Raw genomic sequence first — 23979 nt, forward strand, 5'->3', positions numbered from 1 at the left:
CAGCAGATCCACGCCATGCGTGGATGCTCGTCTCTCATCCACCCGCCATGCGCTGCTGTGCCCGCAGCAACTTGCGGAATGAACCGCACTGGCGCGCATCCTGCGCTTCCGGGCAGGCCGCAGCGCGTTGCAGGTGCCGGCGCACCCGCTGCAGCTGGGTGATCTGTTGCTGCAGCACATCAGCCTGCGCCAGCAGGGCCTCCCGGTCCAGCGTGAGGCATCCGCGCTGCGGCGGCAGCGATGCTCCAATCTGCTGCAGCGACAGCCCGGCCGCCTGGCCGAGACCGATCAGTGCCAGCCGTTCCAGCACCTGCTCGTCATACTGCCGACGCAGACCGCGACGGCCCAGGGCCTGCAACAAGCCCAATTGTTCGTAGTAGCGCAGGGTCGAGGCCGGCACGCCACTGCGCTTGACCACCTCGCCGATATCCAGTTCACGCACGGGCTTGACCTCAAGTGACCTTCAAGCGCCAACCTATGGGCAACTACCCGGCAGGACAAGGCCATGACCAGTACATCCCCCGTTGATCAGCATGCGCTCTGGAATGGCCCAGGCGGCCAGATCTGGGTCGCACAGCAGGCCATTCTCGACGGCCTGTTCCAGCCGATGGCCGACCTGCTGGTGGCCGAACTTCCGGATACCGTCACGCAACTGCTCGACATCGGCTGCGGTACCGGGGCCAGCCTGCTGGCCGCGGCCGCTGCGCGCCCGGCGGCACACTGCACCGGCCTGGACATCTCCGCGCCGATGCTGGCGCTGGCCCGCCAGCGCGCCGGAGCGGCAGGACTGGACGCGGACTTCATCGTGGCCGATGCGCAGCGGCATCCGCTGCCCTCCGCACACTTCGACTGGATCCAGTCGCGGCTGGGTGTGATGTTCTTCGAGGATACCGGCGCGGCCTTCGCCAACCTGCACCGCGCCGCACGGCCCGGTGCCGGCCTGCGTTTCATCGCCTGGCGCAGCGCCGACGAGAACCCGTACATGACCACGGCTGAACGCGCGATCGGCGATGCACTGGAGCTTCCGCCGCGCGTACCCGGCGCACCGGGGCAGTTCGCCTTCGCCGATGGCCAACACGTGCAGCGCCTGTTGCAGGCCGCCGGCTGGAAGGATGTGGAGGTGGTTGCGGTGGACCTGCCCTGCTCGATCGCCCGTGACGATCTGCCCACCTACGTGGGTCAGTTGGGCCCGTTGGGCCTGGCGCTGCGGAACCTGCCCGAAGAACGGGCCACCTCGCTCCGAAACACGGCGCTGGCGGCATTCAGCCCGTTCATCGAAGGCGACCGGGTACGCGTCGATGCCGCCTGCTGGCTGGTCCGCGCCCACGCCTAGGAAAAAGGGGACGGAGGGGATTAAGTCGTTCTTGCCCCGGCTGTGCCGGAAACGACTTAATCCCCTCCGTCCCCTTTTTCTTCTACAGCGCCTCGCCAGCGTCGGCCAGGCGCGACTCGATCAGCGCATACCACTGCTGGAGCACGTCGATCAGCATGTCCAGCTCGGCGTCGGTGCGCTGTGCACGGCCACTGCGCAGGCAGGCCTGGGCCTCCTGCAGCTGGGCCAGGAACCCGGCCACGGTATCGGCCTGCAGGATCAGCCCCGGCAGGCGCCGCCCGGGAATGCGTACCACGGCATGATTGCCGAGCTGGCCGTACACACTCAGTGTGGTTTCCGTCTTCATGGAAAGATGCAGGAATTGGGCGTTCATCGCGTGCACCATGGAAAACCTGAGCCGCCGGCAGGCGCGGTCAACGGGGGAGACGTAACCACGTCCTGCCGACGGTCAGGGGGGACTCGGGATGCCGGAGCGATGCCCCGGCGCAGGAAACTCAGCGTGGCTGCGCCACCCCGGCGATCTGCACCCGCCGGTTCGGCGCCAGGCAGGCGATCAGCTCGCGACGGTTGCGCTGCTCGCACTGCACGATCGGCTCGGCCGCGCCGCGTCCTTCGGCACTGATGCTGGCTGCAGGCACGCCGCCCTGTACCAGCGCGCTGCGCACGGCGTCGGCGCGACGCCGCGACAGCGTCTGGTTGTAACTGGCACTACCGATCCGATCGGTGTAGCCGGTCACCCGGATCGACTGTACCTGCGCGGCTTCGCGTACCTGCGCCAGGATGCCCTGCACCGCCTGCTGACCTTCAGCGCTGAGCACCGCGCTGTCGAAACCGAACAACGCATCGGCGGACAGGCGCAACGGCTGCTCCGGCAGCGGTGCCGGTGCCGGTGGCGGTGGCGCCGGCGGCCGCGGCGGGTCCAGCACCGCCGCACATGATTCAGGCTTCCAGTAGCCGCCCTGGGCGATGCCCTTGCTGTCGAATCGCACCTGGAACTGGCAGGTGAAGTACTCCGCGCCCTGTGCGGTGCGGAAGTTGAACAGGTAGTTCCACTCACGCACGCCCCACATGCCTTCATTGAAATGCGGCGTGCCCAGCAGCGTGTACAACTGCCGCTTGGTCATGCCCGGCGCGAAGCGGCGCAGGTCGGCGACGTCGGGATAGATGCCTTCCTTCAGCGAGGCCTTCGAGGCCTCCGGGAACTGTACGGCGGTTGACTCAGCGGGGCCGTCGGCGGCCGGCGCATGGCTGCGGCAGGCGGCCAGCAGGCCCATCCCCAGGATCAGGCCCAGCATGGCGGCCATCTGACCGCTGCGGGCGATGCGATGCTGTTTCATGTCATTCCCCCTATGGACGTTTGCGCGGTGCCGGGCCGCGCGTGCGGCCCGGCAACAGCGATCACCACTGGATGCCGGCACCGACGGCCACACCGGCCTCGCCACGGCTGTTGGTCGACCCGCTGAACTTGTAGATCCAGCGGCCTCCCTCGGAGACGCCGGAGATGCCCACCGCCACGCCCGACTCGCCGTTGTAGCTGCCGGCCGCGATCGAGGCCATGCTGCGGCCGGCCTCGCTGGGCTGCGGCAGCGCCGCGGTAGCCATCGCCGAAGCGATACCGGCCGAAGCACGGTTGTCGGTCTTGCGCAGGTCGCGCTCGAAGCCGCCCATGCGCTCGTCGGTATAGGCCTTCGACCAGTCCAGGGTCTGCGCCATGCCCGACTTCAGCTGGTCGACGTTGACTGCATCGGTACCGGCGGTGCCTGCGGCGACGTTGCGCACCGTGGTCGGGCCACTGCTGGTGCTGCCCAGGGTGACGCTGTTGTAGTTGGTCGCGCCGTTCACCGTGGTGTCGTAGCGGATCGTGCCCTGCTGCGAAGCCTGCAGCTGGCGCACGTTGACCGCATCGGTGGCCTGCGAACCGTCGGCCACGTTGACCACCTGGCGTTCGGCACCGGCGGCACCGACCGAGACCGTGTTGGCCCGGTTCGCCACCGAACCCGCACCCAGCGCCACCGAGTTGTCGGCCTGCGCCTGCGAACCATTGCCCAGCGCGGTCGAGTTGGCACCGGCGGCGGTGGAGCCTGCGCCACCGGCGGCCGAGTTGGCACCGCTGGCAGACGGATCGGCCAGGTTGTTGGTGTTGTTGGCACGGAAGCTGCCGGCCACGTTGGTGATGTTCTGGATCTTCTGGTCGGTGTACTTCTTCGACTCGTCGATGGCGTAGTTCACGCCGTTCTTCAGCTGGCCGACGTTGGTCGCGTCGTACGTATCGGAGCCATCGGCAACATGGGTGATCTTGCGCTCGCCGCCGGTGCTGCCGACCGAAACTTCACCGGCCGAGTTGCTGGCGCCGGTCTGGCCGTACGCGCCGGTGTAGCCACTCTGTGCACCGACGCTGGCGACAGAACCGGCACCCAGGGCGACGCTGTTGCCGGCACTGGCGCTGGCACCGTTGCCGACCGCCACGCTGTTGGCACCGGCCGCACTGGCCTGCGGGCCGACCGCTACCGCTTCCGCACCCGCCGCCGTAGCGGCCGCTGCCGTCGAGTTCACCGCCAGGTAGGCACTGCCACCGCCGCCGTTGGTGATGCGCTGGTTGAGGACCTTCAGCGAGCCATCCACCGCAGTGAAGGCGGCGGTGACATTGTTGTAGTCGCCGCTGGTGAAGGTGCCATCGGTGGCGATGCTGGAGATGCTGAACTTCGGCGCGGTCCACACGTTGGTGGTGCCGTTGTACGCGGTGGTGCCACCGAAGTAGTTGGCAATGGTGCTGTTCGTGCTGAACAGCTGGTCGCCGGTGATGGCATCGCTGCTGCCAGCCAGGATGCTGCCGGCGGCGACGTTGGTGATCTTCACCGCACCAGTGCCGGTGCCCTTGAGCGTCACGCTGTTGAGTACGTTGCCAGCGCCATCGACGTCGTACTTCACCGCAAGCTTGTCGACCTCGCCGGTCTGGTCGGCAACGTTGGCCAGCGAATTGCTGACCGCATCGAAGGCGGTACCGACGTCGTTGTAGCTGCCCTTGGTCACGGTGCCGTTGGCGGCGACGTTGTTGATCGAGTAGGTCGGTGCGGTCAGCACGCCGCTGGCGTTGACCGCCGCGCCACCACCGAGGTGGGTGGCCACGGCCTGGTTGGCCGCAAACAGCTGGGCACCGTTGATGGCCTCGCTGCTGGTGGCACTGACCTGGCCCGGGCCGAGGTTACGCAGCGTGGTGGCGGTGCCGCTCTGGCCCAGCGTGGCACTGGCGTAGTTGACGCTGCCGTCGCCGTTGAGGTCATAGCGCAGGGCACCCTGCTCCGACGCCTGCAGCTGGCCGACGTTGACCGCATCGGTGGCGGCGGTACCCGCGGCCATGTTGGTGACCTGGCGTTCGGCACCGGCCGCACCGATGGACACGCTGTTGGCACGGTCGGCCAGGCTGCCGGCACCCACCGCGATGCTGTTCGCGGCGGTGGCGCGGGCATTGGTGCCGACCGCGATCGAATCGGTGCCACTGGCCAGGGCTTCGGTGCCGGTCGAGTTCACCCGCAGGTACTTGGTGCCACCGTTGCGGATATCGGTGATCTGCGTATTGAGGTTGACCAGCGAGCCGTCGACCGCCGCGAACGCATCGGTGGCGTTGGTATACAAGCCCTTGGCAATGGCGCCACCGGTGGAGATGGTGCTGATCTCGAACAGCGGCGCGGTGAAGGCGCCACTGGCCGGATCAAACGCTGCACGGCCGCCAAAGAAGCTGGCGATGGCGGCGTTGGTCGCGGCCAGCTGGCCGCCGTTGACCGCCTCCAGGCTGCCGGCGGTGACCGCGCCGCCGGCCAGGTTGCCGATGGTGGTGGTGCCGGTGCCCGCGCCAAGCGTGACACGACGGTAGTTCGGGTTGCCGCCAGCATCCAGGTCGTAGGTCACGGCGGCATCGGCCACGCCGTTGATCAGGCTGATCGCGCCCTTCAACTGCGCCACGTTGACTGCATCCGTGTTGACACTGCCGGCCGCGACGTTGGTGATCTGGCGCTCGCCGCCACCGGCGGTGCCCACCGACACTTCACCGGCCGAGACCTGCGGTGCGGTCAGCCCATAGGCGGTGTAGCTGGCCTGGGCCCCGCGCAGCGCAGCGGAGCGATAGCCCAGCGCGACCGAGTTGGCCTGGTTCGAGGTGGCCTCGGCACCGAGCAGGGTCTGCCCGTTGGCCGTACCCACCGCGCTGTCGCCGACGATCACCGAATGGCCCATGCGTGCGGCGTAGTCCGCGGTCGGCACGCCGGTCGGGTTGCTCGGGTCATTGGTGCCTGCACCCGGGAAGGCCACGTTGGCATCGACCTTCGGCAGTTCGTGCCGTGCATTGGCACCGATCACCACTTCCTTCGAACCGTTGGCGAAAGCACCGTCGCCCATCAGCACCTGGTAGTCCTGCGCTGCGTTGACGGCCCAGCAGGAAATGTCGGCCAGGGCGATGTCCAGGCACTTGGCCGCCCACGCCGGCGAGTCCTTCGGCAGCAGCAGGCCGAGCAGTCCACCCGGGTTGCCGTTGTTGATGTTGTAGATGTAGCTGTCGGAGGTGACACCACCGATCAGGGTCAGGTGCGAGCTGCCGCCAGTGACGGCACCGCCCAGGCCATTGAGCGTGCTGCCGACCGGCGACAGGTTCACCACCGGCAGGCCCAGCACGTTGACCGTCGAATAGGTCTGCATCACGTTGGCGTTGCTGAGCTTGAGATTGCCGTTGCTCAGGTAGCCGTTGCCGCCGAACAGGCTGGTGGTGGTCGGCCCGATCAGCTGGCCGACGTTGCCGACCAGCCCGCCGGTGCCGATGATCAGGCCCGCATTCGGATCAGCCGGAGCCGGCGCCTTCGGGCTGGTCGGTGGAATCGCCGAGGGCTTGGTCAGGCCGAGGCCGCTCAGCGTACCTCCGACCAGGCCGCCTACGGCACTGCCGAGATTGCCGATGGTGCCGTTGAGATTGCCGTTGAGCAGGTTGCCCACGGCGCTGCCGACGCTGCCAAGCGTGTTGCCCAGCAGGCCACCCAGGCCCCCGCTGCTGCCGCCGGTAGCGCCATTGAGCACCCCGCCAACGGTGCTGCCCACCGCGCCCACCGTGTTGTTGAGCGTGCCGCCAACCGCGCTGCCGACGTTGCCGACCGTGCCGTTCAGTGCACCACCGACCGCACCGCCAACGGCACCGACAGTGCCAACTGCGCCGTTGAGCGTGCCGCCCACTGCGCCACCGACTGCACCAACGGTTCCGTTCAGCGCGCCGCCCACCGTACCGCCGACGTTGCCGACCGTGCCGTTCAGTGCACCACCCACCGCACTGCCAACGGCACCGACAGTGCCAACCGCACCGTTGAGCGTGCCACCTACCGCGCTGCCCACCGTGCCAACGGTGCCGTTGAGTGCACCGCCCACTGCGCCTCCGACGTTGCCGACGGTTCCATTCAGTGCGCCACCCACGGCGCCGCCGACGGCACCGACAGTACCAACCGCGCCGTTGAGCGTACCGCCCACTGCGCTGCCGACTGCACCAACGGTTCCGTTCAGCGCACCGCCCACCGTACCGCCGACGTTGCCGACCGTACCGTTCAGTGCACCACCTACCGCGCCGCCCACCGTGCCAACCGTGCCGTTGAGTGCACCGCCCACTGCGCTGCCAACCGTGCCGACGGTGCCATTCAGCGCACCGCCGACTGCACTGCCAGCGGCGCCAACGACGCCGCCTACCAGGCCACCGACACCCAGCGCACTGTTCTGCGCCGCCACAGTGGCCTGACCCGCAAGCTTGAGGTTGCGGTCGGCCACCACCTCCTGGCCGTCCGGTGCCTGTACGCGCACCTTGCCGGCCACGCCGGCATCGAAGGCGGCGGTGATCGCACGATCGTGGGTCTCGCCCGGCAGTTCTTCCTTGGCCGGCAACGTGACCGCCGCCGTTGCCCTGGCCTGGCCCTGGCCATCGATCTGGTGGCCCGCCACCTTCAACTGCGAATCAAGCGTGCCGTCAACCGAGGCCTTCAGGCCAGACATGGAGCCGGCGGATGCGCCGCTGATGGCGGCCGCCGCCTTGGCCCCGGCATCGATCGAAGCCACCTGGCTGCCGGCGACACCGACATGGGCTTTCGCCCTCGCATCCGCAGCGACAGCGAGCGGCGCATGCGCGGACGGCGCAACCTGTGCCGCCAGCGATGCATCAACCTTCGCGCCATTGGCAGCCGCGCGACCCAACCCCACATTGGCACGGACATCGGCCCCCAGCGCCGGAACGGCGACCTGCTTCGGCGCGGCGTTCGCACCCAGCTTCACCTGCACCGTGGCCGGCAGCACGTCGCGCACCACGGGCAACGCGTTCGTGCTCAGCTGCAGGCCGACACGCGCATCAGCGCTGATTGCCGGGGTGCTCTGCGCCTGGCGCGAGGCGGCGGCCAACGCCACTTCGGCATCGACCTTGACCGGCATCGGCTGCGCGTACTTGGCTGCGAGCGCCTGCAGGTCACGCAGCGATTGATTGGATTCGGATGCTCCCGCATGCCCGCTGGCCAGCGCGCACAGCAGGGCCAGGGCCAGAGCGGTGGGCATCAGCAGGGCACTGCGCGGATCGCGGGCAGCGCTGCCGCCGCTATCGCCGGTGGCCAGTTCCGAGGCCACAACCAGAGCATTGAGCTGGCGGTTCCATACACGCCGGTAGATGCGGTTCATGAGCATTTCCCCCGTAGGCGAACAACTGGAATGTCAGTGGACTTGCCGTTAGGCAGGTGACTGACATTTCAGCGTTTGCAACGGCGGCTGCGCACTTCATTCCGGCACGACAATCGCGCATTCCGGCAAATCCACGGTCGGAATCGGCAGCCGGTTATGCAGAAGCGGCAACCATATCGGCAAGCGGATATGCAATTCCGGCAGGAACTGCCGGGAAACCCTTGCGGGGCCTGGATCAGGCGGGCTGGCCGATCTGCGCGGGCGCGCGCATCAGCGTGTCACGCGGCAGTTCACCGAACACCTTGCGGTAGTTGTCGGCGAAACGCGACAGGTCCCACAGGCCACAACTGAGGGCGATGGCCTTGACCGAACGGCGGCTGGAATCGGCCATCGACAGGCTGCGGCAGGCGGCGCACAGGCGCAGCATCGACAGGTAGCGATTGGGCGAGGTGCCGAACAGGTCCTCGAAGGCGTAGCGCAGCCCACGCTCACTGACACCGGCAGCGTCGCAGATCTCGTTCATGTAGATATTGCGGCGCAGGTTGAGCCGCATGAAATTCTCCGCCCGCTGCGCGATCAGATAATGGGTGCGCCGTGCACGGCTGCATCCAGGCCGGTCTGCAGCACCGGCGCCGAGCAAAGCCTGCACGTGTTCGTGCAGCAGTTTCTCGGTTTCTTCCGGCTGCAGGTTCGCACCCTGCCCCAGTTGCAGGTGGAGCTGCTGGTAGTGCTGCGCAAGAGGCGTGCTTTCGCTGGCGAGATTGAACAACGATAACGCCTGGCCCGCCGGCGGCGTACTGCGAAGGCTCAGTTCGGTCAGCTTGCGTTGCACCCGCGCAACCGGCACCAGCATCAGGGTCATGTGCGTGCCCGGACTCAGGGTGAACTCGCTGATGCCTTCCGGCATCACTGTCAGCGCCATGCCGGGGGTAAGCGGTACGCCGTGGCACCAGCTCAACGTTTCATCCGTTGCGTGCAGATACCCCAGCATCGCCCAGTCCGGTGGCAGCATGAAACGACCACGGCAATGGAACCCGCAGCTGATGCTGCAGAACAAGGCCTCTTCATGTACGCGCGACGCGAAGGCTGCCCGAGGGCCGTTGCCATCGAGCAGAAGCAGTTCGACATCACATACACGAAGCACGCCGCTCAGCGTCGCCAGGTCGATCGACCGCAGGCCGCTGTCGTCGCTGTCTCCTACCCCACCATCGACCATGACAGTGTCGTCCCCCCGTTGATCCGCCACACGGCGCGACCCCCACTGCCTGACAGGGCCACGCCATTCCAGGAACCGCCGCTGCTGCCGGGGCGGACGCGGCCAATGCCACGCAACCGCCCATGAAAATACGAGAGCTTGAATACGAGTATGCCCGATAATCCATCCCGGTAAACCCGCAAGCCCCCGCTGAAGAAAACAGATACACAGGTGAAGAAAATGTCCCTGCCACTGGCACGGTTTTCGCATGCGCCGGCAGGCGGAATCACATTATCTGCACGTCGATGAATCGTTTTGCCAGGGAACGGATTTTCGTCACAGAAACCGACTGAAGTTTTAAGGTCCGCCGATTTTCTGCCGAATTTGCATATAGGTTCCGGTTGCAGCCGGCCGCCATTCAGGCAAAGTCGATAACACGGTGATCCGGTCTTTGATAATGACCGCACCCAGGGGGACAGCATGACCATGCACGCATCGCTCGACACGTCGACCACCGGCCCCGCGCCGCGCGGTCGCGGTTGCGCGAACGGCGTCCCGCCTGGAGACGATCACCCTGCTTGAGCACAGCGGGTCCATCCCGCCGTGCCTCCTCCGCCAGGATGCGCGGAGGCCCACGGACGATCCCGGCGGAGCCGGGCCACCGCCCAACAGGTGTCCTGTAGCAGACAGGTAGAGGGAGACAAACGTCATGAACGCATCGATCCGCAAGTTCCTGAAGGAAGAAGATGGCGTTACCGCACTCGAGTACGGCCTGCTGGCGGCTGTGATTGCAGGTGTGCTGATCGCACTGGGCAGCACGCAGATCCAGACGTTCTTCAGCACGCTCTTTGAGAATCTCACCAAGCTTGCCAACAAGGCATCAGGCACCACGCCCGCCTGAGCCGCGTCCCAGGCTGGATCAGGGACAACAGCTGCTGACCGTCCACTGACGGACGATGGAGTGTGCGATGACACTGCTGGGATTGCTGGCCATCGGTGTATGCCTGCGGATCGCGATCAGCGATCTGTACGCCCGCCGAGTGCCCAACGCCTGGCTGCTGTCCGCATCCGTCATCGCCATCGTACTGATCATCGCCGGCCAGTTCAGCGCGCCGCGCCTGCCGTGGGCTTCCCACGTTGCCGGCGCGGCGCTCGGCCTGGTCGCGCTGCTCCCGTTCTACGCGTTTCGCTGGATGGGCGCTGGCGACGTCAAATTCTTCTCGGTGCTGGGCCTGATGCTTGGCTGGAAAGCACTGCTGCCGATCTGGATCGTCGCCAGCCTGGCGGCGGGCGCACATGCCGCACTGGTGCTGGTGTCGCGCCGGCTGGGTCCGGTACTGCCCATCGGCCTGCAGGCCCAGGTGCACCGGGCGAGTTCGCAATGGCATTCGCACCCGGCGCTGCGCGGGATGCAGAGCGCCCGCCAGGGACGCCAGGGCATTCCCTACGCCGCCTACCTGGCAGTGTCCGCCATCGCTTGGGTCCTCATCAGCACGTACGGAGGTGTGGCATGAACATCCACAGTCCACGGCAGCAACGCGGCGTGGCCAGCATCGAGTTCGCATTGATGCTGATGCTGGGCCTGCTGCCGCTGCTGCTGTTCACCTTTTCCGGGGTCATGATCATGGCCGCGCAGCAGACCCTGGCGACGGCCTCGGCCGAGGGCGCGCGCGCCTCCCTGCGCTACGGCACCGCCAATGAGCGCCGCACTGCAGCCTGCGTCGCGGCCCGCAGCTCGATGCAGTGGCTGCTGAACTTCTCGGGACAGAGCGTCGACTGCAGCAACGGGGGCAGCAACGCCATCACTGTATCCGCTCAGGCCCCCTGCGCCGGCCTGGCCACGGCCCAATGCATGACCGTAACGGTCAGCTACGACTACGCCAGCCATCCCTTCCTGCCCGGCACCGCCACGCTCTACAAGTGGGTGATGACGGCTCCCATCCGCAGCATCGCGGTCGCGCAGCTCGACCTCGGCAGCGGCAACTGACGATCGCTGAAGGAGACGGTTCCATGCTCAAGTTGACCCGCATCGCCGCCGTCGCCCTGATCGGGCTGGCCGTGCTGCTGGCGGTGATCGCATTGATGATCGGGCGCAAGCAGGCCACACCTGCCGCGGCCGCACCGGTCGCGCACAGCGAAGCGCAGGCGGTCACCGTGGTGGAAGCGGTCGCACGCCTGCCTGCCGGCGAGCCGATCAGCGCCAACGGGCTGCGCCTGGCGCAGCGGACCACGGCGGTTGCCGGTGCTGCCAGCAGCATCGCCGCGGTGGTCGGCAAGGTGCCGGTGCAGGATATCGCTGAAGGCACTGCGATCAGCAGCAGCGCACTGGCCCAGGGCTTCTCGCTGCAGCTTCGCCCTGGTGAGCGTGCGCTGGCGGTACCCGTCGACGAACTGGTCGGTGCCGGCAACCGCATCCTGCCGGGGGATTTCGTTGACGTCTTCCTCAACCTGCGCAACGCACAGCCCAACGCCAGCGGTCCGGCCGAAGCAGCCCAGACCCGCCTGCTGCTGTCACGCCTGCGCGTACTCAGCTACGGCCAGCAGGATATCGCCCCGGTTGCCAGTGATGCCGTCGCCAACACTGAAGGCGACACCCGCAACGATCCACGCGCTGCCGACATCACCGGCAACAGCAGCAACCACGCTGCGGGCAATGAAGCCACCCAGCCAGCGCGCAGCGCCGTGCTGGCCGTACCGGTGGCCGATGCCAACCGTCTGCTGCTGGGCGCGCAGCAGGGCAAGCTGTTCCTGGCCCTGCGCAATCCCGCCGACACCGGCCTTCCCGACCTCGCCCTGTTCCCCCAGGCGCGCGGCGTGATCGATCCGCTGCGCGGCCTCGACGCAGAACAGCAGCTCGCGCTGCAACGGCCGGAGAACAACGCTTTCGCAGGCATCGACGGCGACGCGCTGGCCGGTCGCGGCAACGCGCCTGCCCGCAGCACCCCGGATGCGCCCGCCCGCGCCCCGGCGCCTCGACGCAGCGCGCCACGCGGGTCCGCCGGCATCGAGATCATCCGCGGTGACAGTTCCACCCCTCGTGGTTCCCTTTGACCTGCATCGAGCGCATCCATGACCCAACGTCGCCACCGCCCACACCCCTCTCCCCGCCAGCGTTGGCTGGCCCTGCTGCTGGTGCTGCTGGCTCCGGCAACGAGTGTGGCCGCCGACGATCTGGTATTGCAGGCGCGTGAGCAACGCCCCTGGAACCTGCCGGCTGATCTGGAGCGGGTTGCCATCGCCGATCCCGGTGTCGCCGATGTCGTGATGCTGCGTGGGCGGCGCCAGGCATTGCTGGTCGGCAAGGCGCCGGGCACCACCACCCTGCTGCTCTGGCACCACAAGCAGGCCGAGCCACAGCGGTTGCAGGTACGCGTGCAGAGCGCGGTGCAGGGCGCGGCCGACGCCGGCACCAGCGGGCTGATGTTCACCCAGCAGGACAGCCAGGGCCTGCTGCAGGGCAGCACCGACAGCGTGCTTTCGCACATGCAGGAACAGAAGACCGCTGCCATGGCGCTGGGCAAGGATGGCCTGCTTGCCGACGCCTCTACCGTCAACAGTGGCGGCGTGGTCCAGGTCGAGGTCAAGGTGGTCGAGTTCAACAAGACCGCGCTGAAGCAGATCGGCATCAGCTTCCAGAACCGCAATGGCAACTTCGCCTATGGCTTCGCCCGACCTGGCGGCCAGCTGCCGGGCAATACCGGCATCCTGCCCGGCATGAAGGAAGGCAACTCCGGCAATGAAGCCGAATCGCCCATTTCCTCGGCCTTCCGCCTGGTGTTCGGCTCGACCAAGGGCCTGTGGAACGCCGATGTCGACCTGCTGCAGAGCAATGGCATGGCACGCGTGCTGGCCGAACCGACCCTGGTCGCCCTGTCCGGGCAGAGCGCCAGCTTCCTCGCCGGTGGCGAACTGCCGATCCTGGAGCCCCAGGGCCTTGGCACCACAACCATCACCTACAAGCCGTTCGGCATCGGCCTGACCGTGACCCCGACGGTGCTGGCCCCCAACCGCATCGCACTGAAGGTGGCGCCGGAAGCCAGTGACCTGGACTACAGCAACGCCATCGCCCTCAACGGCGTGCAGATTCCATCGATCACCACGCGCCGCGCCGACACCACGGTCGAGCTGGGCGACGGTGAGAGCTTCGTGATCGGCGGCCTGGTCAGCTCCAACGTCGTTTCCAACGTCGGCAAGATCCCGCTGCTGGGCGACCTTCCGATCATTGGCTCGTTCTTCCGCAACTTCGACTACAAGCGCCAGGACAAGGAGCTGGTGATCATCGTCACGCCACGGCTGGTCCAGCCGTTGGCCCGCAACACCGAGCTGCCGCTGCCTGGCGAGCGCGAGGCCAAGCCGCACCTGCCCGAATGGGGCGCGTGGCTGCTTGGCCCGATCAGCCAGGACCCGGTACCCGGCTTCTCACGCTGATTCCATGATGCCTGCGATACCACGCCCATGCCCTACGCCACCGCCCAGCCGCTGCATCCGCAAGGACCACCGATGAACCTGGTCCTGTACGGAATCGATCGCGAACTGCTGCCCCGGCTGGCGGCAAAGCTGCCGCCGACCACCACCCTGCACTGGCAGGACAGCAGTACCCCGACCTCTGCACAGGACCTGCAGCGAGGGCCGCAGAGCCTGGTGCTGCTCGACTTCCGCCCGGAGCACGCGGCCGCCTCAAGCGTGCTTGCACAGCAGCTGCAGCAGACCGAACCGGACCTGATGCTGGTTGCAGTCGGCGCCACCAGCGCAGGCCAGGTGGAAGGCGTGGTGATGGCCCTGCGCGTTGGACTGCGCGACGTGCTGGACCTGGACAGCGACAATATCGGCATCGAAGCAGCGTTGCGCCGGGCGCTGTCGCCACGGCCGGCCGCCGCAGCACAGCACGCGCACAAGGCACGCTTGATCGTGCTGCTGGGCGTGCGTGCCGGCGTCGGCACCAGCACCCTGGCCGCGCACCTGTCGGTGCTGGCACAACAGACACGTGCGCTCGCCCAGGGCGAGGCCCTGCAGCAGGATGGCCTGCTGATGGAGCTGGCACAGCCTTCAGGCGATCTGGCGCTGTACCTCAACCTGGACAGCCGCTTCCACTACGAAGACGCACTGCGCAACGCCAGCCGCATTGATGCCACCCTCGCCCGCACCGCGATGGCACGTCACGATTCCGGGCTGGTCCTGCTGGACCGTGCGAGCGGTAGCGATGCGGTGCCGCCGTCCGATCCCGGCGCGCTGCTGCAGCGCCTGCGCGGCGTCTTCGCCAGCGTGTTGTGCGATGCCGGTGGCTGCCCGTTGCGGCAGCTGCCACCGCTGCTGCTGGACCAGGCGGACGAGATCTGGCTGGTCACCGACGCTTCGATCGCCACCCTGGTGTCGCTCGACCAGGCCCTGAAGCATCTGGCCGGGCAACGCGAACGCGAAAAACGCCTGCAGCTGGTGATCAACCGCCACGACGACAGCAGCGGCATGAGCCCGGAGCAGATCGCGCGCCGCTTCGAGGTGCCTCTGCTGGCCACTCTGCCTGAGCGCCCGCGCGTGCGCCTGGCCGCAAGCCAGGGCCACCTGCTGCTGCAGGACGCGCCGCGCGACCCCTATCTGCGTGCCCTCGCCCCGCTCGTCTCGCGCCTGGACCCGGCGGCCTGCCCGGTCCAGGCGCAAGGCCTGCGGGAAAGACTCTCCCTTGCCCTGGGTGGATCGCAATGGAAGACAAGGTAACCCCGTTCCCGCATGCCGCCACCCGCCCGGTGCTGCCCGACAGTACACCGGGCCACCAGCCGTTCGCGCAGACCGAGCAGTACCAGAAGGTGCTGTCGGCCGCACATGAGCACCTGCTCAACAGCATCGAGGACGAGCGCATCGACATCGATTCCTGGGCCCCTGACACCATCGCCCGCTGGGTGCAGGTGCAGACCGTGGGCTTCATCCAGGAATGGCGCATTCCGATCAACGAGGAAGAGATGCAGGTGGTCGCCGAAGGGCTGGTCAAGGAACTGACCGGCTTCGGGCCGCTGGACGACCTGCTGCACGATCCGTCCATCGAAGACATCCTGATCAACGGCTTCAAGGACGTGCACGTCTCGCAGGGCGGCCAGCTCAAGCGCGCCACCCAGCGCTTCACCGATGACACGCACCTGCTGCGCATCCTGCGCCGCATCCTGGCCCCGCTCGGCCGCCGCCTGGATGACTCCAATCCGATGGTCGATGCGCGCCTGCCCAATGGTGGCCGCCTCAATGCGATCATCTCGCCACTGGCGGTGGACGGGCCGATGGTCTCCATCCGCAAGTTCCGCAAGGATCCGTTCACCCCCGACGAACTGTTGGCCAAGGGCACCTTCGATGCGCCGATGCAGGCCTTGCTGAAGGCCATGGTGCTGGGCCGCTGCAACATCCTGGTGTCCGGCGGCACCAGTTCGGGCAAGACCTCGCTGCTGAATGCACTCGCCAGCTACGTGCCCCCGAACGAGCGCGTGATCACCGTCGAAGATACCGCCGAACTGTCGCTCAACCACCCGCATGTAGTACGGCTGGAAAGCCGCATCGGCGGCGCGGAGGGCCACGGTGCGGTCAGCATCCGCGACCTGGTCCGCAACAGCCTGCGCATGCGCCCGGACCGTATCGTGGTCGGCGAGGTACGTGGCGCCGAGGTGCTGGAAATGCTGCAGGCGATGAACACCGGCCATGACGGCTCGATGGCCACCATCCATGCCAACTCGCCACGCGACTGCCTGTACCGCATCGAGATGCTGGCCGGGTTCGCCGGGTTCCAGGGCAGCGAGGACAGCCTGCGCCGGCAAATTGCCAGTGCCATCGATTTCATCGTGCAGATCTCGCGCCTGGGCAGCGGGCGCCGTGTGCTGGTCTCGATCACCGAGATCACCGGCGTCAGCGACAACCTGATCACCACCCAGGAGATGTTCCGCCACGAGCTGCAGATCGACGGCAGCGGCAAGGAGACCGATCGCTGGATCGGGCTGGGCTTCCATCCGCATTCGCACAAGCTGGAGCCGTTCCGCCAGCAGCTGCGCGAATCGTTGTACGGAGACTTCTGAGCATGGGCACCGGCCTGCTGCTGGGCGTGTTGAGCATCATTTCGGTGCTGGTGGCGCTGGCGGTCTGGCTGTGGGGCACGGCCAGCAGCCGCGAACAGCGCCAGGCCTCGATGCAGCACGCCGAGCAGCAGCTGGCGCGTGGCAGTGCCGGCGGCGGGGTACCTGCCGGACCGTCCGTCACCGCGGCCAACGATCCTGCGCGACCCGCCGGCAGCGGGCGACGCGTGCTGCCACTGGACGGCCTGCTGCAGCGCGCAGGCCTGCAGACGGGTTGGAAGCTGCCGATCATGCTGCTGGTACCCGGCCTGGTGCTTGCGGTGGTGGCAACACTGCGGCTCGGCACCGCATGGATGTTCCCGCTGACCCTGCTGCTGTACCTGCTGGGCTGCTGGCTGTGGGTGATGCGGCGGACCACGAAACTGCGTGCGCAGCTGCTGCACCAGTTGCCGGACTTCCTCGACAACCTGGTGCGGCTGACCGCACTGGGCAACAGCCTGCAGGCCGCCTTCCAGGTTGCGTCGATGCAGACCAGCGCGCCGCTGCGCGGCCTGCTGGACACCACGGTGCGCTTCGCGCGCAGTGGGATGGAGCTGGACCGCGCGCTCGCACAGGCCGCCCATCCCTATCGCATGGATGTGCTGAAGGTGCTGTCGGTAGTGATCGGTGTCAGCGTGCGCATCGGTGGCCGCTCCGACCAGATCCTCCAGCGCATGGGCGATTTCATGCGCGACCTGGAGCAGGCCCAGCAGGAGCTTTCAGCGACGACTTCGGAGACGCGCATGTCGGCCTGGGTGCTGGGCCTGCTGCCACCGGCCTGCGCCGTACTGATGGCGATCGCCAGCCCGGACTTCTTCCAGCCGGTGCTGCACGACCCACTCGGTCACAAGATCCTGTTGATTGCCTTGGGCATGGAGCTGGCCGGTGGCTTCCTGCTGTATCGCCTGGCCAAGTCGCTATGAACGACCACCACTCCCCTGGAGAAGACCGATGAGCGCCAGCGCCTGGTTCGCCCTCTCCCTTCTGGTACTGGCCGCCGGCGTCGCCCTGCTCGGTATCGGCGGCTGGATACGCAGCCATCGTGAGCAGCGTACAACGGCCACGCTGAAGACGGCCCTGCAGCCGCGCGAAGAGTCCCGTGACACCGAAGCTGCACGGCGCGATTCGCTGGGCTGGCTGGAACGCTTCGGCCGCGCCCTCAGTGGCGGTCGTCTGGAAACGGCATTGCTGGCCAATGAAGACCGCCTGCTGTTGGATCTGGCCGGGTGGAACACCCGCCGTGGTACCGCCATCTACCTCGGCCTGCGCCTGCTGCTGGCCGTGCTGGTGCTGGTGCTGGCGTTGACGTTCAGCAGCGTCACGGGGTGGGCCAGGATCATGATGATGATTGGTGCGCTCGCCGCGGGCCTGCTGCTGCCCAAGTTCATTCTCTCCTCCTGGGTAAAGCGGCGCCGGCGTGCGGTCGACAACGAGCTGCCGCTGCTGATCGACCTGCTGCGCCTGCTGCAGGGCGTGGGCTTCAGCATGGACCAGAGCCTGCAGACGCTGGGCGACAAGCTGCGCGATGCGCTGCCGGTACTCGGCACCGAGCTGCAGGAGGCCAACGTCGCCTACACCCATGGCCGCACGCGCGCGCAGTCGTTGCGGCGCCTGAGCGAAGTCTATGCCGACGATGACCTGACCAGCCTGATGCAGCTGATCCTGCAGGTGCACGCGCATGGCGGCGCGGTGCAGGAGCCGCTGCGGCAGTTCAGCATCCGGCTGCGCGAACAGCGTCGCAACACACTGAAGGAAAAGGTCGGCAAGCTCTCGGTGAAGATGACCGTGGTGATGATGCTGACCTTGCTGCCAGCGCTGATGCTGGTCCTTGCCGGCCCGGCGCTGGTCGCGCTGGCCACCACCATGTCCAAGATGGGATCGCCCTGATGCCTGCCCTGCGCACCTCCTGCCTGCTGCTTGTGCTCGCCGCCGCCGCCAGCGGCTGCGCGTCGACGACGCCGAAGTACCTGCGTGCACCCAGCCTGGCCGCCCCCGAACCGGCGCCGCAGGACAGCCGCAACGCCTACCTGGAACTGATCGGGCGCATGCAGCTGCAGGGCGCCTGGTATGCCTCGCTGGCCCACGTGGACGCTTTCCGCCAGCGCTACGGCGATCCGCCGGCGCTGCGCCTGCTGCAGGCCGATGCGCTGCGCGAAACCGGCCAGGCCGACGCAGCGATCGCCCTGTACCGCGATCTTTCCAGTGGCTCCCAGGCCGCCGCGGCCGCACACGGGCTTGGCCTGATCGCCGCGCGCCGTGATGACGATGCCGGCAGTGAACAGGCGCTGGCCCGTGCCACGCAACTGCAACCGCTGAACACCGACTACCTGGGCGACCTCGGCTACGCGCGCCTGCGGGCCGGCCAGTTCGAACAGGCGCGGGAGCCGCTGGCCAAGGCGCTGGAACTGTCCCCGGGCAACGCCAAGGCCACCGCCAACCTCGCCCTGTGGGCCGTGCTGCGCGGCGATACCGCCACCGCCGAGCGCCTGGCCCAGCAGGCCAACCTCAACGAGGACACACGGCGCAGCATCCAGCAGCAGGCCGCGCAGATCCGCACCCGCCTGCAGCAGCGCCAGGCCACAACCGCAGCCTCGGCAACCGCCCCGCCACCGCCGCGTGCCGTCGCCAGCAGTACTGCAGGCAACACACGACTGGCCGTCGAGCCGCGCCGCGAGACCCGCGATGAGCGCGATCCGCAGCGCCTGCCGCCTTCGATGCTGGAACGCTTCAGCACCTCTGATCACCCGAACGGGAACACACCATGACCGCAACGCTCCTGACCCGACGCCTGTTGCCAGTGCTGGCCTGCCTGTTGATTGCAGGCGCCGCGCAGGCGCAGCAACAGCCGTTGACCGGGCAGATGCTCGGCGGCGGCAGCCCCTCACCGGCCTCGCAACCGTTGCAGTCCGAGGCGCTGACGACTGTGGACCTGTCCGCGCCAGCCCCGCCGGCACCTGCCGCGATGCCGGCGGCGATCGCCGCCACTGATGCCGCCGCACCGGTGGTCCGCCCTGCACGCAGCCAGATCGGCGATACCGCCCGCGGCCTGTTCCGCCTGCAGGCATCGGGCCAGCAGGCCGGCCAGCGCCTGCCGATCCTCGGCGACCAGGCCACGTTGAGCTATGCCCGCTACATCAAGAGTTTCGAACACGAGATCCCGGACTTCTTTGAAACCGATGTCGCCAAGTCCAAGGGAACATCCTCATCCGGACGCTGAGGTAGGCCATGAAACGCCCACGCCAGTTCAGTTTCAGCCGCCCGCGCGGTGGCATGTCGGTCACCATGATGCTGGTCATGCTGGCATTGCTGGCAATGCTGGGCCTGATCGAGATCGGCTACCTGTTCTGGGCCAAGCGTGACGCGCAGAAGGTCGCCGACCTGGCCGCGCTGGCCGGTGCGCAACGACTGGAGCTGTGCACCTCGGACAACAGCGACAACAGCGCAGCACGGCAGAGCGCAGTCACCCAGAACAAGTTCCCGGGCACCCTGCAGATCCGCTGCGGCAACTGGAGCGCCACACGCGCCACCACGAACCGCTTCATCACCAGCGTCGATGCCGCCAATCCGCGCAATGCAGTGCAGGTGGTCGCGCAGCGCAGCGTGCTGCCGTTCTTCGGCCAGAACACCAGCCTGCCCACCGTCAGCGTGCAGGCGGTAGCCCGACGTTCCGAACCGACAGCGGTATTCGCGGTCGGTTCGCAGCTGCTGCGCACCAATGGCGACTCGGTACTGCTGTCGACCCTGCGCCTGGTCGGCCTGGATGTCACCAACGCCACCGTGCTCTCCTATGACGGTCTGGCCCAGGCCAACATCACCCCGTCGGGCCTGCTCAAGGCGTTGAACATCCCGGTCACCGCCAATCTCAGCGTGGCCGACTTCAATCGCCTGCTGTCGGTCAACAAGATCTCGCTGGCGCAGCTGGTCGATGCCACGGCCACCGTGGTCGGCCGCGATACCACCGTGGGCGTGCAGCTGCGCGCCCTGTCCGACCTGGTCGCCACCCAGCTGGACATCAACAAGCTCAACATCGTGCTGGGCAGCCAGTCCGGCGGCGGTGGCCTGTTCGCGGAAGTTGTCTCACCCGATGGCACCGTCGGCAGCGCGCTGGAAACGAAGGTCAACGTGCTCAACCTGATCAGTACCGCCATCTCCATCGCCAACGATGGCAATGGCGTGGCGGTGAAGGGACTGGATCTGCTGGGCATCAACATCCAGGCCGGCGTGGTGGAGCCGCCCTCGATCGCCATCGGCGGCGTCGGCACGCGCGCGTACAACGCCCAGGTGCGGCTGATGGTAGACGTGGACAGCAATAACCTGTTCGCGGTGGGCCCGCTGCTGAATCTGCTCGGCACGCGCCTGCACCTGCCATTGCATGTCGATGTCGCCAATGCGATGGGCACGCTGACCGGCATCCAATGCGGCGCCAGCCCACAGAAGGCCACCATCCAGGTCGATTCGTCGGTGCTGCGCGCCTGTGTCGGCAATGTCGACCCTGCGCAACGCTTCTCCAAGAGCAATGTCTGCGACGCCACCCTGAAGAACGAGCAGTTGCTGAAGCTGCTCGGACAACCCTTGATCAATGACAAGATCACCCTGCCCGCCCTGACCAGCTCGCAGAACCTGACTCTGGCCGCCGGCGAGACTGCATCGACCCGGATCAACCCGCTGGCAGTAGGCAACGCGGTGTCGGATCTGGTCAATGAACTGCTGCGGGTGCTGTCGGGCATGCTCAGCTCGCCCAAACAGGGCATGAGCGCCAACGACACGGCCAAGGCATTGGCCGACCGCTACCTGCAGGCGGCCTTTCCGCCCAACACGCGCTATGACGTCAACAAGCTGATTCCGCTGCTGCGCGATGGCGACCCCAGCCGGCAGCTGGCGCCGCTGAACAGCTGGAACGTACCCGGTGGCCTGCCCTACGCCTGCGGCCTGCTGAACCTGGCCACCTGCCACAAGGACGGGCCGGTCTGGGATGCGTTCAATGTCACCGTCACCGGCCAGGGCCTGGGCGTGCTCGACGGGCTGCTCGGCTCACTGGTCGGCGGCCTGCTGATCAACCGCTGCGACAGCCTGCTCGGCAACCTGATCGACTACAACGGCTGCGTGCGCAACAATCTCGCCTCGTACATCCAGACCGCGCCGGCCGGCTTCCTCGATGGTGCCGGTGGAACCGGCGTCACCAACCCCGATGGCAGTGTCAGCTGCAGCGGGCTGCTGTGTACGCTGCTGAAGCCGATCCTGGCCGCGCTGCGCCCGGTCCTCAACAGTGTCGGCACCCTGCTGACCAACCTGCTGGCCAGCGTGCTGGGGCTGGAACTGGGTCGCACCGACGTCAATGTGCAGTCGATCCAGTGCAGCGCGGCACAGCTGGTCTATTGACCCGTGACGGGCGCCCTTGGCGGCGCCCGCGCCCATGCTAGACTCCCGGCGGGGAACCACCTTCATCTCAACCCACACTCATCCGTGGATGGTCTAGACATGCGAGAAACTTCAGGGGGCGCGGTCTTCGCCCGGCACGCGCGCGGCGCGGCACTGCTGGCCGTGGCCATGATGCTGGTGGCACCGGCGGCGATGGCCGCACGTGGCGACCGCGACGCTGCCGCCGAGCCGGCCACGCGCAGCGCGCCGGTGGTGCGCAACACCGTTGACGAGCTCAAGCAGCTGATGGATGCGCGCCAGCTGACCGAGCTGCGCACCACCTATAACGGCAACTACGGCGCCAGCCTGCTGTTCAACGCCAACACCCTGACCTACTACGTCGCGCTGTTCCAGGAGAAGAACTTCTGGCGGGTGATCAAGACCGACGCGGTGGACAACGCCGAACGTGTCTACCGCACCTTCGCCCAGCAGTCCGAGCAGCTGGCCCAGGTCTACATCGACACCACCCGCCTGGAAGCCGGCAAGCGCTACACCGAGCGCCTGGTGGCCTACAACGAAGAACGCCTGCGCACCCTGCAGCAGGAAATGGAACAGCAGCAGGCGCAGTCGGCGCAGGTCAGCGCCGCCCTGCAGCAGGCCCAGCAGCAGGCGGTCAGCCTGAGCAGCGACGTGCAGAGCACCAACAGCCAGCTGGACGCCCTGCAACGCCGCATCCAGATCCTGCAGGCCGAACAGGGCAACCCGGAGCTGAGCCTGCCCAAGCCGGACAGCGTGCCCTCGCCGGCACCCGCCGCCGCCAGCGACGGTCGCTGAAGGCCAACGCCCAGTAGTCCCGCACGACGGCGCCCTTGGGCGCCGTTGTCGTTTCCAGCATTAGCGGATTCAGCGGCACGCGTCGTACACCGCGTCATCGAGCTGCCGACGCTGTACGAAGTCCAGGCGCTTGGCCTTGGCCAGCACCTTCCCGCGCTGCTGCCGCGCACGCTCACAGGCGCCGGGATCCGCGCTGATGGGTATCAGCGCGGCCCGTGCCCGTCCCACCCGCGCGGCACGAGGTCGAGCCGGAACGACACTGGCCGTCCTGGCTGCCTCTGGCACCGGTCCACGCGACAGCGACGCCTCCGCCGGCACCTCCCAGCGCCATTCCGCACGTCCCTGGCAGGGCGTCTGCTGGTACACCGCATGCGGTCCATCCACGCACTTGTAGACATTGCTCTGTGCCTGCGCTGCCGTGGCCAGCAGCAGGCACAACAGCGGGCTGCATCGCAGTCTCGGCATCGCGGGCTCCTCGACCAGGCTGCCGCCATCGTCGGCGCGGTGGCCGCTTCATGCCAGAGCGATATGCGTCACAGCCCGGGCAATCCAGCACAGCCGTGCAAGCCGTCCGATGTGCGCTGCGATGTACTGCCGAAGGCACTGGCACCGCTGCCAGTACCTTCCCTCCCTTCCGCCAAGGAACCTGCAATGAGCAATTACGTCACCGTCGCCGATGGCGCCCGCATTTTCTACAAGGATTGGGGCAACGGCCAGCCGATCGTGTTCGCGCACGGCTGGCCACTGTCCTCTGATGCCTGGGACCCGCAGATGCTGTTCATGGGCCAGAACGGCTACCGCGTGATCGCCCACGACCGCCGCAGCCACGGCCGTTCCAGCCAGACCTGGGACGGCAACAACATGGACACCTACGCCGACGACCTCGCCGCGGTCATCGACGCGCTGGACCTGAAGGACGCGATCCTGGTCGGCCATTCCACCGGTGGTGGCGAAGTGGCCCACTACATCGGCCGCCACGGCAGCAAGCGCGTGGCCAAGGTGGTGCTGGTCGGCGCCGTGCCGCCGCTGATGCTGAAGACCGACACCAATCCGGCCGGTACCCCGCTGGACGTCTTCGACGGCATCCGCAGGGGCACCGGCGGTGACCGCTCGCAGTTCTTCAAGGATCTGACCACGCCGTTCTTCGGCGCCAACCGCGACGGCAACGCCGTTACCCAGGGCATGCGCGATTCGTTCTGGCTGCAGGGCATGCTCGGCGGCGTCAAGGGCCAGTACGACTGCGTGCACGAATTTTCGGAGGTGGACTACACCGAGGATCTGAAGAAGATCGATGTGCCCGCGCTGGTGGTGCATGGCGATGACGACCAGATCGTGCCATTCGATGCCTCGGCCAAGCTGTCCTCGCAGATCATCAAGGACACCGAACTGAAGGTGTACGCCGGAGCGCCGCACGGCCTGACCGTCACCCACGCCGATCGGTTCAACGCCGATCTGCTGGCGTTCGCACGCAGTTGATGTGCCGCGGCGGCGCC

Annotated in this window: 21 protein-coding genes; 15 read left to right on the plus strand and 6 right to left on the minus strand. The window is 67.4% G+C overall.

The genetic code is table 11. From position 1 onward, the window contains the following. Positions 1-34 precede the first annotated feature (34 nt). Positions 35-442, minus strand: coding sequence for a MerR family transcriptional regulator (locus tag SriyCCGPB3_RS12520; protein ID WP_350259346.1), 408 nt, complete (start codon positions 440-442; stop codon positions 35-37). A gap of 63 nt (positions 443-505) precedes the next feature. Here SriyCCGPB3_RS12520 and SriyCCGPB3_RS12525 point away from each other — a divergent pair, with 63 nt between their 5' ends. After that, positions 506-1333: a class I SAM-dependent methyltransferase gene (locus tag SriyCCGPB3_RS12525; protein WP_350259347.1), complete on the plus strand. Its 828-nt coding sequence runs from the start codon at positions 506-508 to the stop codon at positions 1331-1333. Positions 1334-1415: 82 nt separating this feature from the next. Here SriyCCGPB3_RS12525 and SriyCCGPB3_RS12530 read toward each other — a convergent pair whose 3' ends face one another. The 4 genes from SriyCCGPB3_RS12530 to SriyCCGPB3_RS12545 form a co-directional block, all read right to left on the minus strand. Next, on the minus strand, positions 1416-1679 hold the full coding sequence (locus SriyCCGPB3_RS12530) for a DUF6959 family protein (protein WP_006450485.1): 264 nt from the start codon (positions 1677-1679) through the stop codon (positions 1416-1418). A 148-nt stretch (positions 1680-1827) separates the two neighbouring features. Then, positions 1828-2670 (minus strand): OmpA family protein, encoded by an 843-nt coding sequence (locus SriyCCGPB3_RS12535; RefSeq protein ID WP_350259348.1) that lies wholly within the window; start codon positions 2668-2670, stop codon positions 1828-1830. Between the two features lie 61 nt (positions 2671-2731). Beyond that, the gene (locus tag SriyCCGPB3_RS12540) at positions 2732-8017 is read right to left on the minus strand and encodes an ESPR-type extended signal peptide-containing protein (protein WP_350259349.1); all 5286 of its coding nucleotides are present in this window, start codon (positions 8015-8017) and stop codon (positions 2732-2734) included. Positions 8018-8252: 235 nt separating this feature from the next. Next, positions 8253-9233: an AraC family transcriptional regulator gene (locus SriyCCGPB3_RS12545; protein ID WP_110712594.1), complete on the minus strand. Its 981-nt coding sequence runs from the start codon at positions 9231-9233 to the stop codon at positions 8253-8255. Between the two features lie 688 nt (positions 9234-9921). On the opposite strand from SriyCCGPB3_RS12545, the gene SriyCCGPB3_RS12550 reads away from it, so the two are divergent. From SriyCCGPB3_RS12550 to SriyCCGPB3_RS12610, 13 genes are all read left to right on the plus strand, one after another. After that, positions 9922-10113: a Flp family type IVb pilin gene (locus tag SriyCCGPB3_RS12550; protein ID WP_049448369.1), complete on the plus strand. Its 192-nt coding sequence runs from the start codon at positions 9922-9924 to the stop codon at positions 10111-10113. A 67-nt stretch (positions 10114-10180) separates the two neighbouring features. Continuing rightward, positions 10181-10726: an A24 family peptidase gene (locus SriyCCGPB3_RS12555; RefSeq protein ID WP_180854466.1), complete on the plus strand. Its 546-nt coding sequence runs from the start codon at positions 10181-10183 to the stop codon at positions 10724-10726. Continuing rightward, positions 10723-11199 carry a TadE/TadG family type IV pilus assembly protein gene (locus tag SriyCCGPB3_RS12560; RefSeq protein WP_110712596.1) on the plus strand — a complete coding sequence of 159 codons (477 nt, stop codon included), beginning with the start codon at positions 10723-10725 and terminating at the stop codon, positions 11197-11199. Before SriyCCGPB3_RS12555 ends, SriyCCGPB3_RS12560 begins: the two co-directional genes overlap by 4 nt. A gap of 23 nt (positions 11200-11222) precedes the next feature. Continuing rightward, a complete protein-coding gene (gene cpaB / locus SriyCCGPB3_RS12565; protein WP_153855556.1) occupies positions 11223-12263 on the plus strand; it encodes a Flp pilus assembly protein CpaB in 1041 nt (346 codons plus the stop codon). Positions 12264-12281: 18 nt separating this feature from the next. Further along, positions 12282-13640 carry a type II and III secretion system protein family protein gene (locus tag SriyCCGPB3_RS12570; protein WP_110712598.1) on the plus strand — a complete coding sequence of 453 codons (1359 nt, stop codon included), beginning with the start codon at positions 12282-12284 and terminating at the stop codon, positions 13638-13640. Between the two features lie 27 nt (positions 13641-13667). Continuing rightward, the gene (locus SriyCCGPB3_RS12575; RefSeq protein ID WP_110712599.1) at positions 13668-14924 is read left to right on the plus strand and encodes an AAA family ATPase; all 1257 of its coding nucleotides are present in this window, start codon (positions 13668-13670) and stop codon (positions 14922-14924) included. Continuing rightward, positions 14909-16258, plus strand: coding sequence for a CpaF family protein (locus tag SriyCCGPB3_RS12580; RefSeq protein WP_110712600.1), 1350 nt, complete (start codon positions 14909-14911; stop codon positions 16256-16258). The genes SriyCCGPB3_RS12575 and SriyCCGPB3_RS12580 overlap by 16 nt, the downstream gene beginning before the upstream one ends. A gap of 2 nt (positions 16259-16260) precedes the next feature. Beyond that, positions 16261-17217, plus strand: a complete 957-nt coding sequence (locus SriyCCGPB3_RS12585; protein WP_110712601.1) for a type II secretion system F family protein — start codon at positions 16261-16263, stop codon at positions 17215-17217. Between the two features lie 28 nt (positions 17218-17245). Further along, positions 17246-18181 (plus strand): type II secretion system F family protein, encoded by a 936-nt coding sequence (locus tag SriyCCGPB3_RS12590; protein WP_110712602.1) that lies wholly within the window; start codon positions 17246-17248, stop codon positions 18179-18181. Further along, a complete protein-coding gene (locus tag SriyCCGPB3_RS12595) occupies positions 18181-19059 on the plus strand; it encodes a Flp pilus assembly protein TadD (protein WP_350259350.1) in 879 nt (292 codons plus the stop codon). The genes SriyCCGPB3_RS12590 and SriyCCGPB3_RS12595 overlap by 1 nt, the downstream gene beginning before the upstream one ends. Next, complete coding sequence (locus SriyCCGPB3_RS12600; RefSeq protein WP_350259351.1) at positions 19056-19511, plus strand: DUF3613 domain-containing protein; 456 nt, start codon at positions 19056-19058, stop codon at positions 19509-19511. The genes SriyCCGPB3_RS12595 and SriyCCGPB3_RS12600 overlap by 4 nt, the downstream gene beginning before the upstream one ends. Positions 19512-19519: 8 nt before the next feature. Then, positions 19520-21673, plus strand: a complete 2154-nt coding sequence (locus SriyCCGPB3_RS12605; RefSeq protein WP_180846317.1) for a TadG family pilus assembly protein — start codon at positions 19520-19522, stop codon at positions 21671-21673. Between the two features lie 99 nt (positions 21674-21772). Next, the gene (locus tag SriyCCGPB3_RS12610; RefSeq protein ID WP_164161979.1) at positions 21773-22486 is read left to right on the plus strand and encodes a DUF2968 domain-containing protein; all 714 of its coding nucleotides are present in this window, start codon (positions 21773-21775) and stop codon (positions 22484-22486) included. 69 nt (positions 22487-22555) lie between these two features. Here SriyCCGPB3_RS12610 and SriyCCGPB3_RS12615 read toward each other — a convergent pair whose 3' ends face one another. After that, the gene (locus SriyCCGPB3_RS12615) at positions 22556-22951 is read right to left on the minus strand and encodes a hypothetical protein (protein ID WP_110712607.1); all 396 of its coding nucleotides are present in this window, start codon (positions 22949-22951) and stop codon (positions 22556-22558) included. Between the two features lie 186 nt (positions 22952-23137). Between SriyCCGPB3_RS12615 and SriyCCGPB3_RS12620 the strand changes: the two genes are divergently transcribed. Beyond that, positions 23138-23962 carry an alpha/beta fold hydrolase gene (locus tag SriyCCGPB3_RS12620; protein ID WP_350259352.1) on the plus strand — a complete coding sequence of 275 codons (825 nt, stop codon included), beginning with the start codon at positions 23138-23140 and terminating at the stop codon, positions 23960-23962. Positions 23963-23979 lie beyond the last annotated feature (17 nt).

It is taken from the genome of Stenotrophomonas riyadhensis, from assembly GCF_040256885.1.
Taxonomy (GTDB): Bacteria; Pseudomonadota; Gammaproteobacteria; order Xanthomonadales; family Xanthomonadaceae; genus Stenotrophomonas; species Stenotrophomonas riyadhensis.

What these genes read in the sequence shown, in the direction of transcription:
- SriyCCGPB3_RS12525 (WP_350259347.1), top strand. Translation starts at nt 506, where the DNA reads ATGACCAGTACATCCCCCGTTGATCAGCATGCGCTCTGGAATGGCCCA.
- SriyCCGPB3_RS12530 (WP_006450485.1), bottom strand. Translation starts at nt 1,679, where the DNA reads ATGAAGACGGAAACCACACTGAGTGTGTACGGCCAGCTCGGCAATCAT.
- SriyCCGPB3_RS12535 (WP_350259348.1), bottom strand. Translation starts at nt 2,670, where the DNA reads ATGAAACAGCATCGCATCGCCCGCAGCGGTCAGATGGCCGCCATGCTG.
- SriyCCGPB3_RS12540 (WP_350259349.1), bottom strand. Translation starts at nt 8,017, where the DNA reads ATGAACCGCATCTACCGGCGTGTATGGAACCGCCAGCTCAATGCTCTG.
- SriyCCGPB3_RS12545 (WP_110712594.1), bottom strand. Translation starts at nt 9,233, where the DNA reads ATGGTCGATGGTGGGGTAGGAGACAGCGACGACAGCGGCCTGCGGTCG.
- SriyCCGPB3_RS12550 (WP_049448369.1), top strand. Translation starts at nt 9,922, where the DNA reads ATGAACGCATCGATCCGCAAGTTCCTGAAGGAAGAAGATGGCGTTACC.
- SriyCCGPB3_RS12555 (WP_180854466.1), top strand. Translation starts at nt 10,181, where the DNA reads ATGACACTGCTGGGATTGCTGGCCATCGGTGTATGCCTGCGGATCGCG.
- SriyCCGPB3_RS12560 (WP_110712596.1), top strand. Translation starts at nt 10,723, where the DNA reads ATGAACATCCACAGTCCACGGCAGCAACGCGGCGTGGCCAGCATCGAG.
- cpaB (WP_153855556.1), top strand. Translation starts at nt 11,223, where the DNA reads ATGCTCAAGTTGACCCGCATCGCCGCCGTCGCCCTGATCGGGCTGGCC.
- SriyCCGPB3_RS12570 (WP_110712598.1), top strand. Translation starts at nt 12,282, where the DNA reads ATGACCCAACGTCGCCACCGCCCACACCCCTCTCCCCGCCAGCGTTGG.
- SriyCCGPB3_RS12575 (WP_110712599.1), top strand. Translation starts at nt 13,668, where the DNA reads ATGCCCTACGCCACCGCCCAGCCGCTGCATCCGCAAGGACCACCGATG.
- SriyCCGPB3_RS12580 (WP_110712600.1), top strand. Translation starts at nt 14,909, where the DNA reads ATGGAAGACAAGGTAACCCCGTTCCCGCATGCCGCCACCCGCCCGGTG.
- SriyCCGPB3_RS12585 (WP_110712601.1), top strand. Translation starts at nt 16,261, where the DNA reads ATGGGCACCGGCCTGCTGCTGGGCGTGTTGAGCATCATTTCGGTGCTG.
- SriyCCGPB3_RS12590 (WP_110712602.1), top strand. Translation starts at nt 17,246, where the DNA reads ATGAGCGCCAGCGCCTGGTTCGCCCTCTCCCTTCTGGTACTGGCCGCC.
- SriyCCGPB3_RS12595 (WP_350259350.1), top strand. Translation starts at nt 18,181, where the DNA reads ATGCCTGCCCTGCGCACCTCCTGCCTGCTGCTTGTGCTCGCCGCCGCC.
- SriyCCGPB3_RS12600 (WP_350259351.1), top strand. Translation starts at nt 19,056, where the DNA reads ATGACCGCAACGCTCCTGACCCGACGCCTGTTGCCAGTGCTGGCCTGC.
- SriyCCGPB3_RS12605 (WP_180846317.1), top strand. Translation starts at nt 19,520, where the DNA reads ATGAAACGCCCACGCCAGTTCAGTTTCAGCCGCCCGCGCGGTGGCATG.
- SriyCCGPB3_RS12610 (WP_164161979.1), top strand. Translation starts at nt 21,773, where the DNA reads ATGCGAGAAACTTCAGGGGGCGCGGTCTTCGCCCGGCACGCGCGCGGC.
- SriyCCGPB3_RS12615 (WP_110712607.1), bottom strand. Translation starts at nt 22,951, where the DNA reads ATGCCGAGACTGCGATGCAGCCCGCTGTTGTGCCTGCTGCTGGCCACG.
- SriyCCGPB3_RS12620 (WP_350259352.1), top strand. Translation starts at nt 23,138, where the DNA reads ATGAGCAATTACGTCACCGTCGCCGATGGCGCCCGCATTTTCTACAAG.